The sequence below is a fragment of the Actinoallomurus vinaceus genome, from assembly GCF_039542055.1.
Taxonomy (GTDB): Bacteria; Actinomycetota; Actinomycetes; order Streptosporangiales; family Streptosporangiaceae; genus Actinoallomurus; species Actinoallomurus vinaceus.
The window spans coordinates 104,001-111,894 of sequence record NZ_BAABHK010000025.1 but is presented as its reverse complement, the minus strand read 5'-3'; the positions used below and the strand labels follow the sequence as shown (position 1 = coordinate 111,894).

8 protein-coding genes are annotated in these 7,894 nt (G+C 70.1%); 2 read left to right on the top strand and 6 right to left on the bottom strand.

Annotation, left to right across the window (positions count from 1 at the left end):
- Window positions 1-23 precede the first annotated feature (23 nt).
- Window positions 24-155, top strand: a complete 132-nt coding sequence (locus tag ABEA24_RS53935; RefSeq protein WP_425551333.1) for a DUF4082 domain-containing protein — start codon at window positions 24-26, stop codon at window positions 153-155.
- A 302-nt stretch (window positions 156-457) separates the two neighbouring features.
- Here ABEA24_RS53935 and ABEA24_RS49015 read toward each other — a convergent pair whose 3' ends face one another.
- Window positions 458-1,744, bottom strand: coding sequence for a nucleotide sugar dehydrogenase (locus ABEA24_RS49015; protein WP_345442645.1), 1,287 nt, complete (start codon window positions 1,742-1,744; stop codon window positions 458-460).
- Between the two features lie 163 nt (window positions 1,745-1,907).
- Here ABEA24_RS49015 and ABEA24_RS49010 point away from each other — a divergent pair, with 163 nt between their 5' ends.
- A complete protein-coding gene (locus tag ABEA24_RS49010) occupies window positions 1,908-2,876 on the top strand; it encodes a ribonuclease Z (RefSeq protein ID WP_345442643.1) in 969 nt (322 codons plus the stop codon).
- A gap of 24 nt (window positions 2,877-2,900) precedes the next feature.
- Here ABEA24_RS49010 and ABEA24_RS49005 read toward each other — a convergent pair whose 3' ends face one another.
- The 5 genes from ABEA24_RS49005 to ABEA24_RS48985 form a co-directional block, all read right to left on the bottom strand.
- The gene (locus ABEA24_RS49005) at window positions 2,901-3,857 is read right to left on the bottom strand and encodes an NAD-dependent epimerase/dehydratase family protein (protein WP_345442641.1); all 957 of its coding nucleotides are present in this window, start codon (window positions 3,855-3,857) and stop codon (window positions 2,901-2,903) included.
- On the bottom strand, window positions 3,854-5,008 hold the full coding sequence (locus ABEA24_RS49000) for a glycosyltransferase (RefSeq protein ID WP_345442639.1): 1,155 nt from the start codon (window positions 5,006-5,008) through the stop codon (window positions 3,854-3,856). Before ABEA24_RS49000 ends, ABEA24_RS49005 begins: the two co-directional genes overlap by 4 nt.
- 168 nt (window positions 5,009-5,176) lie before the next feature.
- Window positions 5,177-5,758, bottom strand: coding sequence for an arsenate reductase/protein-tyrosine-phosphatase family protein (locus ABEA24_RS48995; RefSeq protein ID WP_345442637.1), 582 nt, complete (start codon window positions 5,756-5,758; stop codon window positions 5,177-5,179).
- 16 nt (window positions 5,759-5,774) lie between these two features.
- On the bottom strand, window positions 5,775-6,776 hold the full coding sequence (locus tag ABEA24_RS48990) for an endonuclease/exonuclease/phosphatase family protein (RefSeq protein WP_345442635.1): 1,002 nt from the start codon (window positions 6,774-6,776) through the stop codon (window positions 5,775-5,777).
- 119 nt (window positions 6,777-6,895) lie between these two features.
- Entirely contained in the window at window positions 6,896-7,879 is a 984-nt protein-coding gene (locus ABEA24_RS48985) for an LCP family protein (RefSeq protein WP_345442633.1), read from the bottom strand.
- Window positions 7,880-7,894: the final 15 nt, after the last annotated feature.

The following is a 7,894-nucleotide window of genomic DNA, read 5'->3' as shown; positions in this document are numbered from 1 at the left end:
CCAGTGCGCACATCAATGGTCCTTTGACCGCGCCGGCGAGCGCTGATTCTGGCGGGAACGGTGTGTATGCCTACGGTGCCACGAACACGTTCCCCACGGGGAGCTATCAGTCCACCAACTACTGGGTCGACGTGGTGTTCGCACAATCGAGCTAGTGCCGCGTCATGCAACGTTGATCATGTAACCGGTCCAGGTCCGGATGGCCGATTCGGGGGCGGAGTCGCGTTTGCGGTGGGCTCGGGCGTTGCGCCGCAGGCGTATGCGGCGATCGCCGCGCCTTGTTCGGTGTGGGTGCGGTGGTCGGTGCCGGACAAGGTGAAGTAGCGCAGGGCGGCGAACTCGGCCTCGATCGAGTTCAACCACGATCCGTAGGTGGGCAGGAACACCAGCTCGATGCGTGCCCGTCGGCCGGGGGACGCGAACAGCGATCCTGGACGACACTAGGACCACGCGGTGGTCAGAGGCGTTCGACGTTGTCCGAGATCGGCAGCACACCGCGTGTGTCCAACACCAGGCGGGCCTTGGCCGTGATCAGGTCCAGGTCGAAGGCCCGGTGCGGCTGCAGGAGGATGGCGAGGTCGGTGCCCTCGAGCGCGGCGTCCAGGTCCGCGCAGCGCGTCACCTCCACCCCGTCGACCGACCACTCGTCCACGAGCGGGTCGACGTAGCGGATCCTCGCTCCCGAGGCGTGCAGCCTGCGGGCCAGCGGGCGGGCCGGCGACTCGCGGTCGTCGGCGATGTCCGGCTTGTAGGCCACGCCGAGCAGCGCGACGCCCGCTTCGCTGACACAGCGCCCGTGCCGGTGCAGCAGCCGCGCGGCGCGATCGGCGACGTAACCAGGCATCCGGTCGTTGATCTGCTGAGCGAGCTCGGCGAACTGGAACTGGTAGCCGAGCCGCCGCACGCGATGCGACAGGTAGCTCGGGTCGATCGGGATGCAGTGCCCCCCGACACCGGGACCGGGCCGGAACGCCTCGTAGCCGAACGGCTTGGTGGCCGCCGCCGTGATGGTCTCCCAGACGTCGATCCCGAGCTCGTCGCAGAACATCGCGATCTCGTTGACCAGGCCGATGTTGACCTGGCGATAGGTGTTCTCCAGCAGCTTGGCCATCTCGGCCTCGCGGGTGCCGCGGACCGGCACGATCTGCTCCACGAACTTGCCGTAGAAGGACACCGCCCGGTCGAGGCAGGCGGACGTAAGCCCACCGACGATCTTCGGCGTGTTGCGCAGGCCGAAGACGGGATTGCCCGGGTCGATGCGCTCCGGCGAGTAGGCCAGGTGGAAGTCGGTGCCCGCAGTGAGCCCGCTCTTCTCCAGCAGTGGCTGGACGACCTCCTCCGTCGTGCCCGGCCAGGTCGTCGATTCCAGGACGACGAGGGTGCCCGGCCGCAGTCGCCCGGCGATCATCTCCGCGGCTCCGACCACGGCGCTCAGGTCGGGACGCCGGTCGCGGTCGAGGGGCGTGGGAACGCAGATGAGCACGGTGCCGGCCCCAGCCGGCATCTCCTGGTCGGTCGTGGCGCGGAAGCCCTGGGCGACCAGCCCCGCGACCTCCCCGTCCGAGATGTCGTCGACATGGGAGATACCCGAGTTCAAGCGGTCGACAAGGCGCTCGTCGACGTCGACCCCGACGACACGCATCCCGCTCCGCGACACCTCACGGACGATCGGCATTCCGACGTAGCCGAGTCCGATCACGGCGAGGTCCCATTCGGCCGCTCGATCGTCCCGTGGCTGGTTCATCGCGCCTCACTGGAGCATTACTTATGGTTAGCTTCTGCATGCTAATCGTGACGGTCTGTGATGCCGGTGATCGACACGCTCCCGTCGGATCGGCGGATCCGGCCGCGGAGCCGGTCCGCCGCCATCCGGGCCACGTGCTCTCGACCGGGAGCATGATGGGATCATGGCAACGCGCGATCTCGTCGTTCTCGGCACCGCCAGCGCCGTGCCCACCCGGGCCCGGAACCACAACGGCTACCTGCTGCGCTGGGACGGTCACGGCATACTGTTCGATCCCGGCGAGGGCACACAGCGGCAGATGCTGAACGCGGGCGTGAGCGCGCACGACATTCGGTGGATCTGCCTGACGCACTTCCACGGCGACCACTGTCTCGGCGTGCCCGGAGTGATCCAGCGGATCGCCCGCGACGGGGTCGGGCATCCCGTACGCGCGGTGTTCCCGGCGAGCGGTGCCGTCTATTGGCGGCGGCTTCGCCACGCGGCGGTCTTCGCCGACACGGACGTCGTCGCCGAACAACCGATCACCGGTGACGAGGCCTGGATCGACACCGCCGACGCGCCGTTCGCCCTGACCGCGCGCCGGCTCTCGCACCCCGTCGAGGCCTACGGTTACCGCCTCGTAGAGCCGGACGGCTTCACCATGCTGCCCGAGAAGCTCACCGAGTACGGGCTCGGCGGCCCGCTGGTCGGAGAGCTGCAGCGCGTTGGACGGGTGACCGCTCCGGACGGCCGTACGGTCACGCGGGCCGAGTGCAGTGTGCCGCGCCCAGGGCAGAAGGCCGCCTTCATCATGGACACGCGGATCTGCGACGCGATCACGCAGCTCGCTGACGGCGTCGACCTTCTGATCATCGAATCCACCTTTCTCGGCGTGGATGCCCGGTTGGCGGCCGAATATGGGCATCTCACCGCCGCGCAGGCAGGCGAGATCGCCGCGGAGTGCGGGGTGCGGCGCCTGGTCCTCACTCACTTCTCCGAGCGCTACTCTGCCGAGGATCAGCTGCGGTTCGCCGACGAGGCGGCCGCCGCGTTCAGCGGCGACATCGTGCTCGCGCAGGATCTCGACCGGGTGCCCGTGCCGCCACGCCGCCGGCTCGAGCCGACCTCCGGCCCCGGGACCACCTCTGTCTGAACGCCTCGCTTACGGCGCCAGGAGTCAGGGAATCGCCGGGTCCCGCGGGGAGGCCGTCCGGTCACGGAACCACGCGATCGTCCGCTCGAGCCCGGTCTCCAGTGGGACCGCTTCGAGGCCGGGAAAAAGACGGCGCAGCCGCGCGTCGGAGGCCTGTGAGTCGCGCACGTCTCCGGGACGTGGCGGGACGTGCACCAGTTCCACCGGTCGCTCCAGCAGGGCGGACAGCCGCTCCGTGAGTTCGAGGATCGACACCCGGGTACCGAACGCGAGGTTCACCGGCCGCGCGCTGGTCACCCGGCGGAGTACCGCGTCGGCGAGCATCGCCACGACCGTGCCGACGTATGTGAAGTCGCGGGTCTGAAGGCCGTCCCCGTGGACGACCAGCGGTTCGCCGCGTAATGCGGCGTCGATGAACTTCGGTATCACGGCCGAGTAGGCATGCCCGGCCGACTGCAGAGGGCCGTAGACGTTGAAGAAACGCAGCGCTAGGACGGGCAGCCCGAAGCTGGCGGCGTACGCCAGGACGTATGCCTCGGCGGCGAGCTTGCTCGCTCCGTAGGGGCTGAGCGGACGCGTGGGCAGATCCTCGTGCTTCGGCAGGTCCGGCACCGCCCCGTAGACCGACGACGAGGAGGCGGCGACCACGTGCACCGAGTTCCGGCGGCACGCCTCCAGGAGGAGGAGCGTGCCGGTGGCGTTGGCGTGGTGGCTCGCCGCCGGCGCGGCCAGCGAACGCGGGATCGATGGGCGGGCGGCGAGATGCACGACTGCGTCCGCGCTGGCCACGACCTCGGCCAGCAGCCCTTGGTCCAGGATGCTGCCCTCGATTAGTTCTGCCCCGGAGCCTTCGAGGTTCTCGCCACGGCCGGTGCTGAGATCGTCGAGGGCGATGACCTTGTCGACGCCCGGCCGCGCCGTGAGTTCCCGGCACAGATTGCCGCCGATGAAGCCGGCGCCGCCGGTGACCACGATCCTCACCGGATCACCTCTTTCGCGCAGCCCGGCCACCAGCCCCGCGCCTCGGCGATCGACGCGTAGATCTCGGTGAGGTCGGACACCAGCCTTCGCGGGCCGAATCGTTGCGTCGTCCACGCGCGGGCCTCGTCTCCCATCTTGCGGCGCAGCGGTTCGTCCCGGAGCAGCCGCACGATGTGACGGGTGAGCTCGTGCGTGTCGCAGTGTGCGAGCAGCCCGGTCTCCTCGTGCCGTACCACTTCGGCGACACTTCCCACGCGGGTCGCGACGCAGGGCAGCCCGGCGAGCCCGGCCTCGATGAGCGAGACCGGCATGCCCTCGTTGTCGGACGTGAGGACCACGAGGTCGGCCGCCGCGTACACCGTCTCGATGTCGGCACGCCAGCCCAGCAGCGTGAACATGCCCTGGAAGGTCTTGGCGGCGGCCTCGACCTCCGGCCTGGCATCACCGCCCCCGCAGACGATGAACCGGACCTCGGGATGCGAGCGGCGCACCTGGTGGGCTACGCCCACCAGCCGGTCCGGCCGCTTGATCCGCGTCAGTCGGCCCACGTACGCGACGACCGGGCCGTCGCCGGGAATCCCCAGCGCCAGCCGGGCCGCGGCGCGGCCCGGAAGCGGACCGAGTGAGGCGCCCGGCGGCACCACGACGTACTGCTCCGGGCGGCCGACCCCGGCGGCGATCAGCTCGTCGCGGACCCGGGCGCCGACGGCGACGAGCCGGTCCGTCATCGCCGCCGAGGCCCGCTCGGCGGCCACCACCAGTCGTGTCTTGGCGGGAGAGAAGTAGCCGTGCAGCAGATGCCCGTGGTGCGTGTGCACACGTGCGGGCACACGCGTCAGCACGGCGGCGGCCCGGCCCAGCAGCCCGGCCTTGGCGGTATGGGTGTGGACGATGTGCGGCCGGAACCGGCGCATCTCGGTGACGAGCGCGGCGATGGCGCGGGCGTCGTCTCCCGGCCGGATCGAACGCCCGAGCGCGGGATTTCGGTGCGGAGTGACGTCGGGGGCGCGAAGGTCCAGGTGGTCGGCCTCGCCCGGTGCGACCTCCCCCGTGTAGAGACACTGATCGAAGAGCCCGGTGTCGAGACCCCGCATGAGCTCCACCGCCTGAAGCGCCGGACCACCGACGTTCATCCGGGTGATGACCCGCATCACTCTGATCCGATTGTCAGTCACCATGCGCCCCCTGCCGCGATTCGATTACGGAGAGTACGTAGCCGCAACTCGCCGTGCGCACAATCTGGCGTTGCTAAAGAAACGGAAATGGGAACCACGACCACCGGAGCGATGCCGGGGATCGCGGCCGGCGTTCCACCACGGTCACGGTCCGGACAGGATGCGCCGGAGCGGCAGGACGAGTGCCCCTTGGATCGCCGTCGCGCAGGCACGGTAATCCTCGGCCGGGCCCTGATACGGATCGGCGATGTCCTCGTCCAGCGGACCGGGCGGAGACGTGCCACGCATGCGAGACGCCTCCCGGACGAGCGACTGTGCGCGGCGCGCGATGTCCTCGCCGGCAAGCCGATCCGGGCTGATCCGGCGGACGAGCCGTGCGAACTCCAGGATCGTGAACATCTTGGCGTGCGCCGAGGGGCGGAGGGCCGTCACGGCCGCGCGGTGCCGGCGCTCCGCGGTGAGTACGAGATCGGCCGCGGACAGCATCGGCACGGTGACGGTTCGCGCGGCGAAGCCGACCGTCTGGCCGCCCAAGGAGTGGAGTACGGCAGCGGCGTCCGGATCCATTTCGGCTCCATCGTGCCCATGGGTCCCGGCGCTGCTCACGAGGATGTCCCCGGATCGCGCCGCGGCCCCGAGCCTGAGCCGGGTGAGCTCCGCGGCCATGGGAGACCGGCAGATGTTCGCCGTGCAGACGAACAGCAGGTGGAATCGCTCGGATCTCATGTGGCGTCCTCGGCGATCACGGCAGCCGGAGTTCCGCGAACACGGCGCGGTGGTCGCTGCCGGGCAGGTCGTAGACCTTCACCCGCCGCACCCCGCACCGCGCGTCGGCGAGCACGTGGTCGAGGGTGATCGGTGGCACCCACCACTGCCGGAAGGTCGGGATCAAGCCGCTTCCGGTCTCGTACGCGGCGTCGACGTACCCCTCGCCGATCAGCCGCCGGAGCGACGTGTGATCGAGCGTGGCATTGAAATCACCGGCGAGGATCCGTACGGGGCCCTGACGCTGTCCCGTGGGGAGGAGGACGAAGGCGCGATTCCACTGCCCGACTCCGGACGGATTCATCGGGTGCGCGAGGTGCACGGCCATCACCTCCACGCGACGTCCTCCGGGGACGTCCACCTCCGCATGGGGTATCGCGAGGCCGATGAGGTCCACCTGGAACATCGGGCGAGGGCGGAGCGGCCAGCGGGCGTACAGGGCCGATCCCAGGGCGTTCCCGAGCGGCGTGGTGATCTTGTAGGGCAGAAGGCGTCCCAGCCCCGCCCGGTCGAAGGCGGCGCCGGCCTGGGGCGTGAATTCCTGCATGCTCAGTAGATCCGCGTGCGTGCGGCGCACGAGATCGACGAGGACGTGGGGGTTCGCCTGCCCGAGACGGAGATTGGCCGTGAGAACCCGCAGCACCGGGCCTCCGGTCACGGGCGCGGCATTACCGAAGGCGCGGGGGAGCACGGCGGCGGCGAACGCTGCCGACACCGCCAGGGCGACACCGAAGGCCTTCCAGCGACGGAACGCCAGAGTGAGGACGACGAGGACGACCGACACGACGGCGACATACGGCGTGAAGGTGAGGATCGGGACGAGCAGCCCGGCCAGAAGCGGCAGCCTGTCGACGCCGACGAGACGGGCGATCGCCCAGCCCGCGCAGATGACGATCAACCAGGTCAGCGGCCGATGGAGAAGGTCGCGCGTCCGTGAGCGCGCGCCTGTTTCGGGCGAGCCCACTGCGGTCGTGTTCATGGGAGACCCCCGTCTCTCCTCTGGGCGATCGAACGGTCGAAAGCTGACGGTGCGCAATGAGGCGTCGCTTAGAGTAACAGTCATGGGCCACCGCGCCGCGCAGCCGGAGCGCCGTGAGGTCAGCCGGGGACCAGGCCTTTGGGCTCCGGGCGGTCGATGACGAGCGAAGGGATGAGTTCCGCCATCGTCTTGGGGTCCCACCCGACGATCCGGCCGATACCGGGTAGCCAGGCGCCGTTCACGGTCGGCACCGTCTTCGCGGTGACGCCGCCATCGCACAATGCCAGCGCGAGGCGGACGAGGTCGTACAGGTGGTTGCCCTTGTCGACGGTGACGACGGAGAGGGCCGTCCTGGCGAACGCGACGATCCGCGCCGGTTCGAACGCCGCGTCCGGACTCGTCGCCTTTTCGATCACTGCGGCGATGAGCCTCCGCCGGCGTTCGGCCGGGCCCGGGCGGGCATGGGGGAGGGCGCCGCCGCGCAGATAGTCCAGCGCCCGGTCGCCGGAGACGTCAGAGCAGTCCGCCGATGTCTTCGGCGCGGCGGCCCGGGCCGGCTCGTCCGCGCAGATTCGCACCCCGCCGACCGCGTCGGCCAGTGCGACCAGGCCGCCGAGACCGACCTCGACATAGTGGTCGACGCTGGCGTGGATGATGCTCTCGACCCCGCGGAGCAACAGTCGCGGCCCGCCCCGCTCGTAGGCCGTGCCGAGAGAGGCGGCGCCGTAACCGGCGATCGTGGCGGTGGTGCGCAACGGCAGGCTGACGAGCAGCGGTCTGCCACCGTCGTGGCGGAGGTGAAGCTCCATCACCGTGTCGACGCGGCGCCCGCCGGTGCCGGTCATCGGGTGGCCCTCCGGCCGTTCTCCCTGCGGCTGCGGTGGATCGTCGTGGGTGACCAGGAGCCAATCCTCCCCGAGTCCCCACGTGGGTTTGAGGGGATAGGGCGCGGTCGCGTCGATCCGGCCGAGACTTGTTTCGACGAAGAGACATGAGGCCAGCAGGCCCACCAGGAGGACGTCGAGCACGGCGAACGGCCAGCGCCGCCCGCCGTACCTGGGCAGCCATGCTTTCGGCCCCCGCAACGGCGCGTAAGGGTTCATGGTGCGGCGTTCCTT